This is a genomic window from Streptomyces sp. NPDC050164, from assembly GCF_044459945.1.
Lineage (GTDB): Bacteria > Actinomycetota > Actinomycetes > Streptomycetales > Streptomycetaceae > Streptomyces > Streptomyces coeruleorubidus_A.
In genome coordinates, this window is the sequence record NZ_JBITJK010000005.1 from 167,200 (window position 1) to 184,373 (window position 17,174).

Annotated in this window: 17 protein-coding genes; 11 read left to right on the top strand and 6 right to left on the bottom strand. The window is 72.2% G+C overall.

Annotated elements, in window-relative coordinates; all coding sequences use genetic code 11:
- Window positions 1-48 precede the first annotated feature (48 nt).
- Window positions 49-636, top strand: a complete 588-nt coding sequence (locus tag ACIBNA_RS10630) for a hypothetical protein (protein WP_399165027.1) — start codon at window positions 49-51, stop codon at window positions 634-636.
- On the opposite strand, the gene ACIBNA_RS10635 is transcribed toward ACIBNA_RS10630, so the two are convergent.
- Entirely contained in the window at window positions 620-2,938 is a 2,319-nt protein-coding gene (locus ACIBNA_RS10635) for an ATP-binding cassette domain-containing protein (RefSeq protein ID WP_399164844.1), read from the bottom strand. The genes ACIBNA_RS10630 and ACIBNA_RS10635 overlap by 17 nt on opposite strands.
- A 10-nt stretch (window positions 2,939-2,948) precedes the next feature.
- Window positions 2,949-4,574 carry an ABC-F family ATP-binding cassette domain-containing protein gene (locus ACIBNA_RS10640; RefSeq protein WP_399164845.1) on the bottom strand — a complete coding sequence of 542 codons (1,626 nt, stop codon included), beginning with the start codon at window positions 4,572-4,574 and terminating at the stop codon, window positions 2,949-2,951.
- 296 nt (window positions 4,575-4,870) lie between these two features.
- Between ACIBNA_RS10640 and ACIBNA_RS10645 the strand changes: the two genes are divergently transcribed.
- Both ACIBNA_RS10645 and ACIBNA_RS10650 read left to right on the top strand, forming a co-directional pair.
- On the top strand, window positions 4,871-5,524 hold the full coding sequence (locus ACIBNA_RS10645; RefSeq protein WP_399164846.1) for a GPP34 family phosphoprotein: 654 nt from the start codon (window positions 4,871-4,873) through the stop codon (window positions 5,522-5,524).
- A 62-nt stretch (window positions 5,525-5,586) separates the two neighbouring features.
- Window positions 5,587-6,417 (top strand): isocitrate lyase/phosphoenolpyruvate mutase family protein, encoded by an 831-nt coding sequence (locus ACIBNA_RS10650; protein WP_399164847.1) that lies wholly within the window; start codon window positions 5,587-5,589, stop codon window positions 6,415-6,417.
- A gap of 16 nt (window positions 6,418-6,433) precedes the next feature.
- On the opposite strand, the gene ACIBNA_RS10655 is transcribed toward ACIBNA_RS10650, so the two are convergent.
- Entirely contained in the window at window positions 6,434-6,850 is a 417-nt protein-coding gene (locus ACIBNA_RS10655; protein WP_399164848.1) for an SsgA family sporulation/cell division regulator, read from the bottom strand.
- A 247-nt stretch (window positions 6,851-7,097) separates the two neighbouring features.
- Between ACIBNA_RS10655 and ACIBNA_RS10660 the strand changes: the two genes are divergently transcribed.
- The 3 genes from ACIBNA_RS10660 (at window position 7,098) to ACIBNA_RS10670 (ending at window position 9,387) form a co-directional block, all read left to right on the top strand.
- Window positions 7,098-8,210, top strand: coding sequence for a WD40/YVTN/BNR-like repeat-containing protein (locus ACIBNA_RS10660; protein ID WP_399164849.1), 1,113 nt, complete (start codon window positions 7,098-7,100; stop codon window positions 8,208-8,210).
- 70 nt (window positions 8,211-8,280) lie between these two features.
- A complete protein-coding gene (locus ACIBNA_RS10665; protein WP_274821093.1) occupies window positions 8,281-8,604 on the top strand; it encodes a plasmid stabilization protein in 324 nt (107 codons plus the stop codon).
- A 90-nt stretch (window positions 8,605-8,694) separates the two neighbouring features.
- Entirely contained in the window at window positions 8,695-9,387 is a 693-nt protein-coding gene (locus ACIBNA_RS10670) for an endonuclease V (protein ID WP_399164850.1), read from the top strand.
- On the opposite strand, the gene ACIBNA_RS10675 is transcribed toward ACIBNA_RS10670, so the two are convergent.
- Window positions 9,375-9,569 (bottom strand): hypothetical protein, encoded by a 195-nt coding sequence (locus tag ACIBNA_RS10675; protein WP_399164851.1) that lies wholly within the window; start codon window positions 9,567-9,569, stop codon window positions 9,375-9,377. The two genes, ACIBNA_RS10670 and ACIBNA_RS10675, sit on opposite strands and share 13 nt — an antisense overlap.
- 180 nt (window positions 9,570-9,749) lie before the next feature.
- Here ACIBNA_RS10675 and mmpA point away from each other — a divergent pair, with 180 nt between their 5' ends.
- Window positions 9,750-9,896, top strand: a complete 147-nt coding sequence (mmpA, locus tag ACIBNA_RS10680) for a morphogenic membrane protein MmpA (protein ID WP_010042861.1) — start codon at window positions 9,750-9,752, stop codon at window positions 9,894-9,896.
- Window positions 9,897-9,919: 23 nt separating this feature from the next.
- Here the strand turns inward: mmpA and ACIBNA_RS10685 are convergent, their stop codons facing one another.
- Window positions 9,920-11,098: a saccharopine dehydrogenase family protein gene (locus tag ACIBNA_RS10685; protein ID WP_399164852.1), complete on the bottom strand. Its 1,179-nt coding sequence runs from the start codon at window positions 11,096-11,098 to the stop codon at window positions 9,920-9,922.
- Between the two features lie 91 nt (window positions 11,099-11,189).
- Between ACIBNA_RS10685 and ACIBNA_RS10690 the strand changes: the two genes are divergently transcribed.
- From ACIBNA_RS10690 to ACIBNA_RS10705, 4 genes are all read left to right on the top strand, one after another.
- Entirely contained in the window at window positions 11,190-11,570 is a 381-nt protein-coding gene (locus ACIBNA_RS10690; protein ID WP_399164853.1) for an MmcQ/YjbR family DNA-binding protein, read from the top strand.
- A gap of 109 nt (window positions 11,571-11,679) precedes the next feature.
- Window positions 11,680-12,840, top strand: coding sequence for a CaiB/BaiF CoA transferase family protein (locus tag ACIBNA_RS10695; RefSeq protein WP_399164854.1), 1,161 nt, complete (start codon window positions 11,680-11,682; stop codon window positions 12,838-12,840).
- Window positions 12,837-14,051 carry an acetyl-CoA C-acetyltransferase gene (locus ACIBNA_RS10700; protein WP_399164855.1) on the top strand — a complete coding sequence of 405 codons (1,215 nt, stop codon included), beginning with the start codon at window positions 12,837-12,839 and terminating at the stop codon, window positions 14,049-14,051. Before ACIBNA_RS10695 ends, ACIBNA_RS10700 begins: the two co-directional genes overlap by 4 nt.
- A gap of 33 nt (window positions 14,052-14,084) precedes the next feature.
- Window positions 14,085-16,289 (top strand): 3-hydroxyacyl-CoA dehydrogenase NAD-binding domain-containing protein, encoded by a 2,205-nt coding sequence (locus ACIBNA_RS10705; protein ID WP_399164856.1) that lies wholly within the window; start codon window positions 14,085-14,087, stop codon window positions 16,287-16,289.
- On the opposite strand, the gene ACIBNA_RS10710 is transcribed toward ACIBNA_RS10705, so the two are convergent.
- Window positions 16,275-16,991 carry a MerR family transcriptional regulator gene (locus tag ACIBNA_RS10710; protein WP_399164857.1) on the bottom strand — a complete coding sequence of 239 codons (717 nt, stop codon included), beginning with the start codon at window positions 16,989-16,991 and terminating at the stop codon, window positions 16,275-16,277. The two genes, ACIBNA_RS10705 and ACIBNA_RS10710, sit on opposite strands and share 15 nt — an antisense overlap.
- Window positions 16,992-17,174: the final 183 nt, after the last annotated feature.

Here is a 17,174-nt window from a genome sequence, read left to right on the forward strand (position 1 = left end):
GCGCCTACCCGGGAACCGGCCGACGGCTTCCGCGCACAGGTCGGGCGGCTGCGGGAGCACGGTGCCGGCCTCGTCACCAGCGCCGCCACCGCCACCGACCTGGCCCTCTTCCACCGTCAGGCCCGCCAGGCGGGGCTGCGTCCGCGGCTGATCACCTGCTCGCGCTGGCTGACCTACCCGCACACCCACACCACCCCCGCCCCCGACGTCCACGGCGAGCTCGCCGACGCGCGCGTGGCCACCCTCGTCTACTGGAGCCCCGGCCACCCCTACCGCTCCAGCCTGGACGGCACCACCTGTGCCGAACTCGCCCACGCCCACCGGCAGGACACCGGCGCCGCCTGGCTCCAGCCCCTCGGCCTCGCCCACGCCCTCGTGGAGACCGCCCACCACGCCCTCGCCGTCGCGGCCGATCCCACCGACCGGGCGTCCGTCGCGCAGGCCCTCGCCGGCACGACCCTCGACACCATCGCCGGCACCCTCGACTGGACCGGCGGACCGACCCCCAACATCGCCCTGCTGTCCCTGGTCGGCGGGCAGTGGCAGAACGGCCCGGGCGGTCCGCGCCTCGCCGTCGTCAGCAACTCGGCGCTCCCGGGCGTCGCGCTCACCGGGGAGCTCACCCCGGCACGGTGACGGCCGACGCCGCCACCGCCCGCCGCAGGTGCTCCCCGGTGAACGACCCCCGCGCGTCCAGCAGCTGTCGCGGCGTCCCCTCGAAGACGATCTCGCCGCCGTCCCGGCCGCCGTCCGGGCCGAGGTCGATCACCCAGTCGGCCCGGGCGATCACGTCCGGATTGTGCTCCACGACGACGACCGTGTTGCCCGTGTCGACCAGCCGGTCCAGCAGGGCGACGAGTCCCTCCACGTCCGCCATGTGCAGCCCGGTCGTCGGCTCGTCGAGCACATAGACCGCGCCCGTCCGGTGCAGCCGTGTGGCCAGCTTGATGCGCTGCCGCTCGCCGCCGGAGAGCGTGGACAGGGCCTGGCCGAGCGTCAGATACGTCAGTCCGACGTCCCGCAGGGCGCGCAGCCGGCGCCGTACGCCCGTGTCGTCGAAGAAGCCGAGCGCCTGTTCGGCCGTCATCTGAAGGACGTCGGCGATGGAGCTGCCCCGCACGGTCAGCCGCAGCACCTCCTCCTTGAAACGCCGCCCCTCGCAGTCGTGGCAGGTCGTCGTCACCGGGTCCATGAAGGCGAGATCGGTGTAGATGATGCCCCGGCCCTCGCAGGTGCCGCAGGCGCCGCTGGAGTTGAAGCTGAACAAGCCCGCTTCGGCTCCCGTCTCGCGGGCGAAGACCTTCCGTACGGTGTCCATGATCCCCAGGTAGGTCGCCGGAGTGGACCGGCCCGAGATCCCGATCGAGGACTGGTCGACGACCACGGCGTCGGGGTGCGTGGCGGTGAACTCCCCGACCAGGGTGCTCTTCCCCGACCCCGCCACCCCGGTCACGGCCGTGAGCACACCGGCCGGGAACCGCACGGTCACGTCGCGCAGGTTGTGCCGGTCGGCGCTCTTGACCCACAGTTCGCCGTCGGCCTGCCGCACCTGTTCCTTGACCGCCGTACGGCGGCGCAGACAGCGCCCGGTGAGCGTGTCCGACGCGGCCAGTTCGCCCGGCGTGCCCTCGAACACCACGCGGCCGCCCTCGGCGCCGGCCCCGGGCCCCATGTCGACGACGTGGTCGGCCAGCGCGATGACGTCCGGGTCGTGCTCGACGACCAGCACGGTGTTGCCCTTGTCGCGCAGCCGCAGCAGCAGATCGCCGAGGCGGCCCACGTCGCGCGGGTGCAGGCCGACACTCGGCTCGTCGAAGATGTACGTCATCCCGCTCAGGCTGGAGCCGAGGTGGCGCACCGTCTTCAGCCGCTGCCCCTCCCCGCCGCTGAGCGTCGCCGTCTCCCGGTCGAGGCTGAGGTAGCCGAGGCCGATCGCCTCGACGCGCTCCAGCGCGGCCACGGCCGCTCCCGCGATGGGCCCGGCCACCGGGTCGTCGATCTCCTTCAGCACGGCGATCAGGTCCGTGACCTGCATCCGTGTGCAGTCGGCGATGTTCCGGCCGCCGATCCGGGTGGCGAGCGCCGCCGCGCTGAGCCGCGCTCCGTGACAGACCGGGCAGGTGCCCTCCACCAGGAACTCCCGGACCAGGTCGCGGGTCTTCTGGCTCAGGGCCGACAGGTCCCGCTTCAGGTACAGCCGCTCGAAACGGTCGGCCAGCCCCTCGTAGTCGGTGGTCCAGGTGCCGCCGCCGTTGACGGCGACCTTGCTGCCGGGCCGCCCGCGCAGCAGGAACTCGCGCTCGGCGGCGGTGAACCGCCCCACCGGCTTGTCCGGGTCCAGGTCGGCGCTGTTCGTGTACGCCTGGCCCTGCCAGGTCCCCGCGGCGAACGGCGGGAAGCGGACCGCCCCGTCCGCGAGGGAGCGGTCCGGATCCAGGATGCGGTCCCAGTCGGGCCGTACCGTCCGGCCGAGACCGTCGCACTCGGGGCACATGCCCGACGGGTCGTTGAACGAGTACGCGGTCGCCGGCCCGGCGCTCGGGGTGCCGTGCCGGGAGAACAGCACACGGATCACCGAGTAGATGTCCGTCATGGTGCCGACGGTCGACCGGGAGTGGCCGCCGACCGGCCGCTGGTCGACGACGATCGCGGGGGAGAGGTCCTCCATGCCGTCCGCGTGCGGCCGCTCGTACTTGGGCAGCCGGTTGCGGACGAACCACGGGAACGTCTCGTTCAGCTGGCGCTGCGACTCCACCGCGATCGTGTCGAAGACGACGGACGACTTCCCCGACCCCGAAACGCCGGTGAACACGGTCAGCCGGCCTTTCGGGATGCGGAGGGTGACGTCCTTGAGGTTGTTCTCGCGGGCTCCGGTCAGGGTGATGACATCGTGCGTGACGACATCGTGCCTGACGACATCGTGCTGGAAGTCGGTCATGCCGGCGACGCTAGGCGGGAAACCCGACAGCCTCTGGCGTGATTTCCTTCAGTTCTCCGTCCTCCAGCAGCAGCCAGCGCGTGACGCCGATCGACTCCATGAACGGCAGGTCGTGACTGGCCACGATCAGCGCCCCCTCGTACGACTCCAGCGCCGTGGTCAGTTGCCGCACGCTCGCCATGTCGAGGTTGTTGGTCGGCTCGTCCAGCATGAGCAGTTGCGGCGCGGGCTCGGCCAGCATCAGTGCGGCCAGCGCCGCCCGGAAGCGTTCGCCGCCGGACAGCGTCGCCGCCTTCTGGTCGGCCCGGGCGCCCCGGAACAGGAAGCGGGCCAGCCGCGCCCGGACCCGGTTCTTGGTGGCGGCCGGCGCGAACCGGGCGACGTTCTCGGCGACCGTCAGTTCCCCGTCGAGGACGTCGAGCCGCTGCGGCAGGAACCGCAGCGGGACGTGCGCCTGCACCTCGCCCGACTCGGGAGCGAGCTCCCCGGTGATCGTGCGCAGCAGCGTGGTCTTGCCCGCGCCGTTGCGTCCGACCAGCGCGACCCGCTCGGGACCGCGCAGGTCGAGACCGCCCTTCACCCGGGCGCCGTACCGGAGCCCGAGATCCTGGAGGGTGAGGACCGTACGCCCCGGCGGCACCGCCGTGTACGGCAGGTCGACGCGGATCTCGTCGTCGTCCCGCACGGCCTCCACCGCCTCGTCCAGCCGCTCTCTGGCCTCGGCGAGCTTCTCCTCGTGCATGATCCGGTGCTTGCCCGCGGACTCCTGCGCCGCGCGCTTGCGCGCCCCCATGACGATCTTCGGTTCCCGCTTCTGGTCCCACATCTTCTGCCCGTACCGCTTGCGCCGGGCCAGCTTGACCTGGGCGTCGGTCAGTTCGCGCTTCTGCTTGCGGAAGTCGGCTTCGGCGACGCGCACCATGCGCTCGGCCGCCTCCTGTTCGATCGCGAGGGCCTCCTCGTAGTCGGAGTAGTTGCCGCCGTACCAGGTGATCTCGCCGGAGCGGAGATCGGCGATCTGGTCGACGAGGTCCAGCAGTTCCCGGTCGTGGCTGACGACGACCATCACGCCCGGCCAGGACTCGACGGCCGCGTACAGCCGCCTGCGCGCGTACAGGTCGAGGTTGTTGGTCGGCTCGTCCAGCAGCAGTACGTCGGGCCGGCGCAGCAGCAGCGCGGCCAGCCGCAGCAGCACCGACTCGCCGCCTGACACCTCGCCGATCGTACGGTCCAACTCGACGTGCCCGAGGCCGAGTTCGCCGAGTGTGGCCAGGGCACGCTCCTCCACGTCCCAGTCGTCGCCGACGGTCTCGAAGTGCGTCTCGGCCACGTCGCCCGCCTCGATGGCGTGCAGCGCGGCCCGCCGGTCGGCGATGCCGAGCGCCTCGTCGACGCGCAGGGTGGTGTCGAGGGTGACGTTCTGCGGGAGGTACCCGATCTCGCCGGCCACGCGGACGGTGCCGTCGGCCGGGGCGAGTTCACCCGCGATCAGCTTCAACAGGGTTGACTTCCCCGACCCGTTGACGCCGACCAGGCCGGTCCGGCCCGGGCCGAAGGAGACGTCGAGGTCCTCGAAGACGGGGGTGCCGTCGGGCCAGGTGAAGGCGAGGGAGGTGACGGTGATGGAAGTAGGCATGCGGGCCTCTTTCGCGGTTGCTTGATGCGGTCAGGGGCAAACGCGTGTCGAGACACCTGCGACCAGGACGGAGGGCTCCAGGGGCATGAGAAAAGCCCTGTACCGGGGGACGGCTCGAACGCCGAGGTCGCACGCAGCGCACCCACCTGATGCGGGTGACGCGGTGTCTCAGGACCTCAGACGAGCAACGTCCTTCTCCAATCGGCGGCAACAGGACGCTGTACAACGTACGAGGGGGCGTCGGGCCTGTCAACGAATTAACGTGAGATCCGATCTCCCGGCCCCGAGGAGGCCCCGTGCCCGACGGCCCGCTCTCGCTGCCGGCCAGGCTCTGCCTGCTGGCCTGGGACCCCGCGCGGGCGGCGGGCACCGGCGCCGCGCATCCGCCCGGCCCGGTACGGGCCGGCGCCCTCACCGAGCTGGCCCGGCGCGGACTGCTCGTCGACGAGGACGGCATCGCCACGCCGGTCGACCTGGACTCCCGCACGGGTGACGCGGTCCTCGACGGGCTGCTGGAACTCGTCCGCGAGTCGTGCCCGCACCCCTGGCGGACCTGGGTGACGCTGCGGTCTCGGGTGACCCTCGACGCGGTGCGGGAGCAACTGGTGGCCGAGGGGTATCTGCGGGCGGAGAAGAAGCGGGTCCTCGGGGTGTTCCCGTCCGTTGAATACGCGCTGGAGCGCGCCGCCGCCGTGGAGGCGCTGCGGGAGGAGACGCGGCAGGCCCTCCAGGGGCCGGTGCCGGTCGCCGAGGTCTGCGAGCGGGATGCGGCGGTCGTGACGCTGGCCGCCTCGGCGGAACTGCTCCCCGCAGCAGACGTCCGCGCCCACGAGCGGCGCGTGCGGGCGCTGGCGGAGCGTGCCGTGGCGTCGGTGCCCGGGCTCGGCGAGATCGTCCGCGAGCTCCGTACGGCGCTCGCCGCGACGACGACGGCGACCGCTCCGCGCTGACCCCGCGTCCACGTCGGATTCCTGCCAGCCACGGCCCATCGGCCGCTGGTTGAGTTGCCCGCATGACGAACCAGATCGATCGAGCCCTGGCCTTCAGCGCCCTGCACGTCCCCGGGACCCCGCTGGTCCTGCCCAACGCCTGGGACGTGGTGAGCGCCCGGCTCGTCGAGGACGCCGGTGCGGCGGCGGTGGCGACGACCAGCGCCGGGCTCGTCTGGGCGCTCGGCGCGCCGGACGGCGAGCGGGTGGACCGTGCCACGGCCCTCGCCGCCGTCGCCCGGATCGCCGAGGCCCTGACCGTTCCCGTGACGGCGGACATCGAGAGCGGCTACGCCGAGGACACCGAGGGCGTCGCCGATACCGTCCGCGCGGTCCTCGCCGCGGGAGCGGTGGGAGTGAACATCGAGGACGCGCTGTACGGCGCCGGAGCGGGCGGTCCGCTACGGGACGTCGGAGAGCAGGCCGAACGGATCGCCGCCGTCCGCGAGGCGGCCGACGCGGCGGGCGTGCCGCTGTTCGTCAACGCCCGGACCGACACCTTCCTGAGCGGCGCCGGGCGAGTGGACCTCACCCTGGAACGGGCCGCCGCCTTCCGCTCCGCCGGCGCCGACGGCGTCTTCGTCCCCGGGGCCGTCGACGCGGGGATCGTCAAGGAACTGGTGAACGGCGTCGACGGGCCGCTGAACGTCATGGCAGGACCCGGCGCCCCGACGGTCGCCGAACTGGCCGCCCTGGGCGTCGCCCGGGTCAGCGTGGGCTCGGGCGTCGCCCAGGCCGCCCACGCCCTGGTCCGCCGGGCCGCGCGGGAGTTGCTGGACACGGGGACGTACCGGTCACTGGCGGACGGACTCGACTACGGCGAGATCAACGCCCTGCTGGAGCGGGGACGTTAGCTCGGCACGCATCGGCTCAGCACGCGTCGCGCATCAGCTCCGCCAGGCCGTGGTCCAGATCCAGCTGGAGGTGCTCCAGGCCGACCGGCACCAGCTCGCTCGTGGCCTCCAGAAACCGGCGCACCTCGCTGGAGCGGACGTGCACGACGGCGGTGCCCTCGGGGGCGTGGAACTCCAGCACCGTACGGTCGTACCCGTACGGCCGCACCCGCACGTCGCCGTGGCCCTCGGCGTTCTTGAGGCCTGCGGCGAGCAGCTCGCGGGAGAAGGTCCAGCAGACTTCGACGCCCTCCAGCGTCGCGGGGGCGGGGAAGGTCATGCGAACGGCGAACGGATCACGTCGGTCGTAGTGGAGCGTCGCGGGAATGCTCGGCATACGCGGCGCGGCGGCGACGAGGCGGGCCTCCACGGGCTGCTCGATGACGATGGACAACGCCTTGCTCCCTTGTGACGGCTGGACGGACTTCCGGGCGTATGAGACCGGGGTACTGGAAGAGACGACGGAATCAGCCGATCCGTGCACACGAATGGCGAGTGACCTCTGTCACCGTGTTCATGCACCGGAGTGACGTGGCTCTCCTCGTGTGCCCTGCAGGGCATGTGTGGCGCGCGCCGGAACACCCGGAGCGTCCGCGAGGCCATCTGGACGGCGCCGGGGCGGTGGGCTAGCTTCGCCGGCCATGAGGCGCTTGGGGACCACGCGACGGACGGGACGGACACGGAGCAGGGCGACCGGAGTGGCGGCGGGCGCGGCGGCACTGGTCGCACTCGCGGCCCTGACAGCCGTACCGGCGCAGGCGCACGAGCCGGAGCGCCGGGTGCCGCACTGGGAACTCAAGGACACCGGCGCCCCCGACGTACGGTTGCGCGGCCTGGCCGCCGTCAGCCGGGACACCGCCTGGCTCGCCGGGACCTCCGGCACCGTCCTGCGCACCACCGACGGCGGCGCCACCTGGCGGAACGTCTCGCCCCCGGGTGCGGCGGAGTTGCAGTTCCGGGACGTCGAGGCGTTCGACGCGCGCCGGGCCGTGGTCCTGGCCATCGGCGAGGGCGAGGCGTCCCGCGTGTACCGCACCGACGACGGCGGAGCGACCTGGACGGAGTCCTTCCGCAACCCCGACCCGAAGGCCTTCTACGACTGCCTCACCTTCTTCGACCACCGCCACGGCCTCGCGATGAGCGACCCGGTGGACGGGAGGTTCCGCATCCTGTCGACCCGCGACGGCGGCCGCACCTGGAAGGTGCTGCCGGACGAGGGCATGCCGGCCGCGCAGGAGGGCGAGGCCGGATTCGCCGCGAGCGGCCAGTGCCTGGTCGCCTCCGGGCCGAAGGACGTCTGGCTCGCCACCGGCGGGGCGGCGCACGCGCGCGTGCTGCACTCCGCCGACCGGGGACACACCTGGACGGCCACCGACACGCCCCTCCCGGCGGGCGACCCGGCCCGCGGCGTCTTCGCGCTGGCCTTCCGCGACCGCACCCACGGTCTCGCCGTCGGCGGCGACTTCACCCCCGGCCGGCCCTCACCGAACGCCGCCGCGCGCACCGGCGACGGCGGTCGTACCTGGCGCACCGCCCCCGCGCCCCCGCCTGCCTACCGCTCCGGGGTCGCCTGGCTTCCGCACAGCCGCACCACCGCCCTCGCCGTCGGCCCCACCGGCACCGACCTCACCACGGACGCCGGCCGCACCTGGCGCACGGTCGACACGGGCTCCTACGACACCGTCGACTGCACCCCGGACCAAGGGTGCTGGGCCGCCGGCGAAAAGGGGCGGGTTGCCCGCCTGGAGCATTGAGCATGCGGTATGTCCTGATTGTTGGCAGTGTGGGTACTCGTTCACTGAAGCTGAAAGGAAGTGAGCGGTCATGCCACGCGGTTCGAGCTCCAAGCGGGAGCGCCAGTACGAGCACATCAAGAAGAGTGCGCAGGACCGGGGCGAGAGCACCGGCCGCGCCAAGGAGATCGCCGGGCGGACGGTGAACAAGGAACGTGCCCGCTCCGGCGAGTCGAAGACGGCCAGCCGTACCTCCACCAAGGACATGTCGTCCGGCAAGCGCGGCGGTCAGCGGTCCGGCCAGGGCTCCCAGGGTCCCACCTACGACCAGCTGTACCAGGAGGCCAAGCGCCGCGGCGTCGAGGGCCGTTCCAACATGAACAAGAGCCAGCTCCAGCGCGCGCTGGGCAAGTGAGTCGCACGCCCCCGAGGCCGGCGGGACTCCTGAGTCCCGCCGGCCTTCGCGCAGCCCATGGGCTCGGCAGCCCATAGGCTCGGGGGCACCATGACGACCGTACGCATCCCCGAGGACTGGCCCGCCACCGAAGAACAGGCCCGTGCCGTCCAGGACGAACTCCGCGAGCGCGTGGTCCTCGACGAACCGGGGCCGCCGCCCGGGACGGGCCATGTGACGGGGGTCGACGTCGCGTACGACGACGCACGGGACGTCGTCGCGGCGGCCGCGGTCGTCCTGGACGCGTCGAGTCTCGACGTCGTCGCCGAGGCCACGGCGGTGGGGCGGGTCTCCTTCCCCTACGTGCCCGGACTGCTCGCCTTCCGCGAGGTCCCCACGGTCCTCGCCGCCCTCGACGCCCTGCCGTGCACACCCGGCCTGGTGGTCTGCGACGGCTACGGCCTCGCCCACCCCCGCCGCTTCGGCCTCGCCAGCCACCTCGGCGTCCTGACCGGCCTGCCCACGATCGGCGTCGCCAAGAACCCCTTCACCTTCGCCTACGACGACCCGGACACCCCGCGCGGCAGCACCGCGGCGCTGCTCGCCGGCTCCGAGGAGGTCGGCCGCGCCCTGCGCACGCGCGACGGCGTCAAGCCGGTCTTCGTCTCCGTCGGCCACCGCGTGACTCTGGCGAACGCCTGCGCCCACACCCTCGCGCTGACCCCCGAGTACCGCCTCCCGGAGACCACGCGCAGGGCGGACGCGCTCTGCAGGAAGGCGCTGCGGGAGACCTATTCCGCCTGATCGGCCACGCTCCAGCGGCCCACCTCGCGGTACTCCGAGTCGTAGATGACCGACCCGTCCCCGGGCCGGAGCGCGTAGTGGCGCAGATTGCCGCCCCAGTACCTGAGGATCCGGCCCAGCTCGCCCGCCGGGTCCTCGGTCAACGCCGTGTCGTCCATGGTGACTTCGAGAAGGAACTTCATGCCTTCAATGGTTTCATTGAACTCCTTCTTGGCACTTTTCGAGCTGTCGCCAGGAGCGGAAGGCGGAAAGTCTCAAACCGGGGGGAGGGGTCCACCCAGGGCGGGGCGGCAGATCTGAGTACCGGCTCTGAGTACCTGTACGGATGCCCGGCCCCCACCCCCGTCGGCAGGCTGGGGCGCATGACAACGCACCGCGCCCCCAAGCCTGTTGCCGGCCCGACCCAGACCGTCGAGCGGGCCGTCACCATAGGGCTGATCCTCGCCGTGCTGGCGGGGCTCGGCTGGATCGCCGGCATGATCTACACCATCGCCGAGTGGCCGTTGTAGGATCTTTGGCCGCTGTCGGACCTTCAGCGGGTCGACGCGACGCGGAAGCGGATGCCTGCCGCGCGCAGCCGGCCCAGCAGCGCGTCGCCCATCGCCACCGCCGTGGTGACCTGACCCGCCGTCTTCCGAAGGTCGTCGAAGGCCAGGCACAGCGCCGACTCGGCGAGCATCTTCGCCGTCTCGTCGTAGCCGGGATCGCCGCCCGAGACCTCCGTGTACACCCGCCGGCCGCCGCCCTCGCCCACGAAGCGCAGGGAGAACCAGCTCTTCGCCCGCTTCTCGGGGCTCGGCCCGTCCCCGGGCCTGAGCCGGCCGGACAACCACCGTCGTGCCGGGGGCACCTGGGCCGCCGCCACCAGGGCGCCGACGGTCGCCACACCGCCCACCGCGACGGGCAGGTGCCGGACGGCCGCGTACTGCCGGTAGCGGAAGTCGGGACCGTACCGGTCGAGGGCCGAGGCCGACCGCCGCACGATCTGCGGGTCGATCGTCGGCATCGGCAGCGCCCACGCGCCGACCTCCTTGGCGAACCGCGGCCCGCCCAGCGGCGCCGACGCCCGCCGGCCCACCAGCCGCGGCTCGTGCCGCCGCCGGTCCCGCGCGGCCGCTGCCATCTCCCGCTGCCGCGCGAACTGGTTGAGCGCGGAGGCGAAGGTCCCGCCCGAGAACGCGGCGTCGGCGGTCACGAAGCCCTCCACGGTCAGCGGCACGTCCTCGGGCAGCTGCCGCACGGTGAAGTACACGCCCAGGTCGTGCGGGATCGAGTCGAAGCCGGCGGCGTGCACCAGCCGGGCCCCGGTCTCACGCGCGCGTGCGTCGTGCCGGACGTACATCAGGTCCACGAACTCGGGCTCGCCGCACAGGTCGAGGTAGTCGGTCCCGGTGTCCGCGCAGGCGGCGACGAGTTCCTCGCCGTACGTGATGTACGGGCCGACCGTCGTGGCCACCACGCGCGCGTGCTCGGCGAGGGCGCGCACCGAGGCCGGGTCGGAGACGTCCGCCCGCAGCACCCCGACCTCCGCACCGCCGGGCAGCCGCTCCCGCAGCCGCTCCAGCTTCTCGGCGCTGCGGCCCGCGATCGCCCACCGCAGCCCCTCGGGCGCGTGGGCGGCGAGGTACTCCGCGGTGAGCGCTCCGGCGAAACTCGTGGCTCCGAAGACCACGATGTCGTACGGACGGTCGGTCCTGTTCAGCCTGCTCATGACACCCCTCGGTCGCGCAGCCCGTGCCGCTGTCGGTGGCCGAGGCTAGCGTGAGGAGTGCGGAGCCCGACGACGAGCCCGGAGGACGATGATGGCCGTGCCCAGGAATGCCCTGAAGAAGTGGGAGAAAGTGCGCGCGTTCGCGCTGGGGCTGCCGGGTGCCGTCGAGGAGTTCCCCTGGGGCGAGTCCGTCGCGAAGGTCAACAAGAAGGTGTTCGTCTTCCTCGGCGTCGAGGACGGCAGCTATCCCCTGGGCGTGACGGTGAAGCTCAAGGACGAGACGGCCCACGCGCACGCGCTGGCCTGCTCCGGCGCCGAGCCCGCCGGATACGGCCTGGGCAAGGCGGGCTGGGTGAGCATCCCCCTGGAGCGGCAGGACGCCCCGGCCGCGGAGGTGCTCTGCGACTGGGTGGAGGAGAGCTACCGGGTGATCGCCCCCAAGCGGCTGATAGCGGAACTGGACGGGAACTGACGCGTCCGGCAGATTGCTAAGCGCTTGCTCGTTCAGGTCTTGTGCCGAGTGGAACGCGTTCTTAGCATCACTGGTGTTACATCAGATGTGTCACAGCGCTGGGGGCTGGATGACCACGGCAAGGACGCCAGGACACGGCCCGCTCACCGGCGTGCGCGTCGTCGAGCTGGCCGGCATCGGGCCCGGCCCGTTCGCCGCCATGCTCCTGGCCGACCTCGGCGCCGACGTCGTGCGCGTGGACCGCCCAGGCGGCCCCGGCCTCGCGATCGACCCGGCGTACGACGTCACCAACCGCAACAAGCGCTCGGTGGTCGTCGACCTGAAGTCCCCGGACGGCCCCGCCCGTGTGCTCGACCTCGCCGCGCGGGCCGACGTCCTGGTCGAGGGCTACCGCCCCGGCGTCGCCGAGCGCCTCGGCGTGGGACCCGAGCCCTGCCACGCCCGCAACCCGGCGCTCGTGTACGGCCGGATGACCGGCTGGGGCCAGGACGGCCCGCTCGCCGACCGCGCCGGGCACGACATCGCGTACATCGCCCCCACCGGCACGCTCGGCATGATCGGCCGGCCGGACGAGCCGCCGGCGGTTCCGGCCAACCTGCTCGGCGACTACGCGGGCGGCTCCCTCTACCTCGTCGTCGGCGTCCTCGCCGCCCTGCACCACGCCCGCGCGACCGGCACCGGGCAGGTCGTCGACGCCGCCATCGTCGACGGTGTCTGTCACCTCGCCACGATGATCCACGGCATGCTCGCCGCCGGCGGCTGGCAGGACCGCCGCGGCGCCAACCTCCTGGACGGCGGCTGCCCGCACTACGGCACGTACGAGACGGCCGACGGCCGGCACATGGCCGTCGGCGCCCTGGAGCCGCGGTTCTACGAGGAGTTCCTCGCCCTCCTCGGCGTCGAGGACCAGGCCGCCGCCCGCAAGGACGTCACCCGGTGGGGCGAGCTGCGCGAACAGATCGCCGCCCGCTTCAAGACCCGGACCAGGGACGAGTGGACGGCCGTCTTCGAGGGCTCCGACGCGTGCGTGGCGCCCGTCCTGTCGCTGCGCGAGGCACCGCACCACCCGCATCTGGCCGCCCGCGGCACCTTCACCGACCACGGCGGCATCTCCCAGCCCGCCCCGGCCCCCCGCTTCTCCACGACCCCGACCTCCGTCCGCACCGGCCCGGCCCGGCCGGGCGCCGACACGGCGGACGTCGCCCGGGACTGGGACGTTCCCGGGCTGCTCCCAGCGTCCCGAAACCCTCAGCGAAAGGCCTCCTCGTGAGCACCGAAGCGTATGTCTACGACGCGATCCGCACCCCGCGCGGGCGCGGCAAGGCAGGCGGCGCCCTGCACGGCACCAAGCCCATCGACCTGGTCGTCGGACTCATCCACGAGATCCGCGCCCGCTTCCCGGGCCTGGACCCGGCCGCCGTCGACGACATCGTGCTCGGCGTCGTCGGCCCGGTCGGCGACCAGGGCTCCGACATCGCCCGGATCGCCGCCATCGCCGCGGGGCTGCCCGACACGGTGGCCGGCGTGCAGGAGAACCGCTTCTGCGCCTCGGGCCTGGAGGCCGTCAACCTGGCCGCCGCCAAGGTCCGTTCGGGCTGGGAGGACCTCGTCCTCGCGGGCGGTGTCGAGTCGATGTCCCGGGTGCCGATGGCCTCCGACGGCGGCGCCTGGTTCAACGACCCGATGACCAACCTCCAGGTCAATTTCGTGCCGCAGGGCATCGGCGCCGACCTGATCGCCACCATCGAGGGCTTCTCCCGGCGCGACGTCGACGAGTACGCGGCCCTCTCCCAGGAGCGGGCGGCCACCGCCTGGAAGGAAGGCCGCTTCGAGAAGTCCGTCGTAGCGGTGAAGGACCGCAGCGGTCTCGTCGTCCTCGACCACGACGAGCACATGCGCCCCGGCACCACCGCCGACTCCCTGGCCAAGCTGAAGCCGTCCTTCGCGGACATCGGCGAACTCGGCGGCTTCGACGCGGTCGCGCTCCAGCAGTACCACTGGGTGGAGAAGATCGACCACGTCCACCACGCGGGCAACTCCTCCGGCATCGTCGACGGCGCCTCGCTCGTCGCGATCGGCTCCAAGGAGGTCGGCGAGCGCTACGGGCTCACGCCCCGCGCGCGGATCGTCTCCGCCGCCGTCTCCGGCTCCGAGCCCACCATCATGCTCACCGGCCCCGCCCCCGCCACCCGCAAGGCCCTCGCCAAGGCCGGACTGACGATCGACGACATCGACCTCGTCGAGATCAACGAGGCGTTCGCCGCGGTCGTGCTGCGCTACGCGCGGGACATGGGCCTGTCCCTGGACAAGGTCAACGTCAACGGCGGCGCGATCGCGCTCGGCCACCCCCTCGGCGCGACCGGCGCCATGATCCTCGGCACGCTCGTCGACGAACTCGAGCGCCAGGACAAGCGCTACGGCCTCGCCACGCTGTGCGTGGGCGGCGGCATGGGCGTCGCGACCATCGTCGAGCGCATCTGACCACCTCCCGACGGATCACACGGAGCACTCCACATGAGCACTGAGTCCACCACCATCCGCTGGGAACAGGACCGCACCGGCCTCGTCACCCTCGTCATCGACGACCCGAACCAGTCCGCGAACACCATGAACCAGGCGTTCCGCGACTCCCTCGCCGCCGTCACCGACCGCCTGGAGGCCGAGAAGGACACCATCCGGGGCGTCATCATCACCTCGGCGAAGAAGACCTTCTTCGCCGGCGGTGACCTGCGCGACCTGATCCGGGTCACGCCCGAGACGGCCCAGGAACTGTTCGACGGCGGCATGGCCATCAAGCGGAACCTGCGCCGCATCGAGACTCTCGGCAAGCCGGTCGTCGCCGCGCTCAACGGCGCCGCTCTCGGTGGCGGTTACGAGATCGCCCTGGCCTGCCACCACCGTGTCGCCCTCGACGCGCCCGGCTCCAAGATCGGCTGCCCCGAGGTCACCCTCGGCCTGCTGCCCGGAGGCGGCGGCGTCGTGCGCACCGTCCGCCTGCTCGGCATCGCCGACGCCCTGCTGAAGGTCCTCCTCCAGGGCACCCAGTACAGCCCGCGCCGCGCCCTGGAGAACGGCCTCGTCGACGAGGTGGCGCAAACGCAGGAGGAACTCCTCGAAAAGGCCCGCGCCTTCATCGACGCCAACCCCGAGTCGCAGCAGCCCTGGGACAAGCCGGGGTACAAGATCCCGGGCGGCACCCCCGCGAACCCCAAGTTCGCGGCGAACCTGCCCGCCTTCCCGGCCACCCTGCGCAAGCAGACGAACGGCGCCCCCTACCCGGCCCCACGGGGCATCCTCGCCGCCGCCGTCGAGGGCTCCCAGGTCGACTTCGAGACCGCCCAGGTCATCGAGGCCCGCTACTTCGTGGAACTGGCCGCGGGCCAGACCTCGAAGAACATGATCCAGGCCTTCTTCTTCGACCTCCAAGCCGTCAACTCCGGCGCCAACCGCCCCAAGGGCATCGAGTCCCGCCCGGTCCGCAAGGTCGCCGTCCTCGGCGCCGGGATGATGGGAGCCGGCATCGCCTACTCCTGCGCCCGCGCCGGCATCGACGTCGTCCTGAAGGACGTCTCCCTGGAGGCGGCCGTCAAGGGCAAGGGCTACTCCGAGAAGCTGTGCGCCAAGGCCGTAGCCAAGGGCCGTACGACGCAGGAGAAGGCCGACGCGCTCCTCGCCCGCATCACGCCGACGGCCGATGTGCAGGAACTGGCGGGCTGCGACGCCGTCATCGAGGCCGTCTTCGAGGACACGTCCCTCAAGCACAAGGTGTTCCAGGAGATCCAGCACGTCGTCGCCCCCGACGCGCTGCTGTGCTCCAACACCTCCACCCTGCCCATCACCGCGCTCGCCGAAGGCGTCGAGCGCCAGGCCGACTTCATCGGACTGCACTTCTTCTCGCCGGTCGACAAGATGCCGCTCGTCGAGATCATCAAGGGCGAGCGCACGGGGCAGGAGGCCCTGGCCCGCGCCTTCGACCTGGTCCGGCAGATCAACAAGACCCCGATCGTCGTGAACGACGCGCGCGGCTTCTTCACCTCCCGCGTCATCGGGCACTTCATCAACGAGGGCGTCGCCATGGTCGGCGAGGGCATCGAGCCCGCGTCGGTCGAACAGGCCGCCGCCCAGGCGGGCTACCCGGCCAAGGTGCTGTCCTTGATGGACGAGCTGACGCTGACCCTGCCCCGCAAGATCCGGGCCGAGACGAAGCGGGCGGTCGAGGAGGCGGGCGGCAGCTGGACGGCCCACCCCGCCGAGGCCGTCATCGACCGCATGGTGGACGAGTTCGGCCGCACGGGCCGCAGCGGCGGCGCCGGCTTCTACGACTACGGGGAGGACGGCAAGCGCACCGGACTCTGGCCGGGCCTGCGCGAGCACTTCACCAAGCCCGGGTACCGGATCCCGTTCGAGGACATGCGGGAGCGCATGCTCTTCTCCGAGGCACTGGACACCGTCCGGCTGCTGGAGGAAGGCGTGCTGACCTCCGTCGCCGACGCCAACATCGGCTCGATCTTCGGCATCGGCTTCCCGGGCTGGACGGGCGGCGTGCTCCAGTACATCAACGGCTACGACGGCGGCGCCGGGGCAGGGGTCGGCCTGCCCGGATTCGTGGCACGCGCGCGTGAACTCGCCGAGCGCTACGGCGACCGGTTCACGCCGCCCGCGCTGCTGGTGGAGAAGGCGGAGAAGGGGGAGCGGTTCAGCGACTCAGTCCGGGCCTGACGTACCTGAAGGCTTGGTCAGCCATTCGCCCAGCTCTTCCTTCAGCGACCGCTGAAAGGCGGTGAGAAGCGCCTGCACCACCAGGGGGTGCATGTGAGCGGACAGGGACCGCACGTCCCGCGCGTCACGCTCCGCCACCTCGCCGCGGAAGAGCCGGGAGAGTTCACGGGCCGCGGCGCGCGAGTGTTCCAGGAGAACCTTGCGCGCCGCGAAGATCGCCTCCTGGGAGAGCGGCATGTCCAGCAGGCCGACGCCCAGCCGCAGCAGACCGAGGTCGGCCTCGTACCCGTCGTCTCCGGGCCGGACCACGCCCATCGCGACCAGCCGCTCGACGTCCTCGTCGCCGAGCGGCCGCCCGGCCCGCCGCTCCAGTTCCTCCCGCCTGACCGTCTCGACGGTGTCCGGCGCCCAGGAGGCCACCACCGCCCGGTGAACGGCGAGGTCGCGCGCGCTCAGGTCCGGCGGCAACTGGCGCAGATGGCGCTCGATGCCCGCCAGCGTCATGCCCTGGTGCTGCAACTCCTCGATCAGCGCCAGCCGGGCCAGATGCTCCCGCCCGTAGTGCCCCACACGCCGGGGGCCGAGCACCGGCGGCGGCAGCAGCCCCTTCGTGCCGTAGAAACGGACCGTGCGCACCGTGACACCGGCCCGGGCGGCCAGTTCGTCGATCGTGAGGGTCGGTTCCTCGGTGTCGGTCGTCATGTGCAGCAGTATCGCTGTCTCACCAGTGCTGTGAAACCTCGTCCGCATCTCCTCATGACCATGCAGTGAACGACGAATGGTGGCTGTGCCTCTCGCTGGTGGATCTTGTGAGAGGTGACGCTCTGTGATGCCGGTCACCGTGTGCGAGCGAATCGGTGTGGGAAGGTGCTGGCTTGGTCTGTG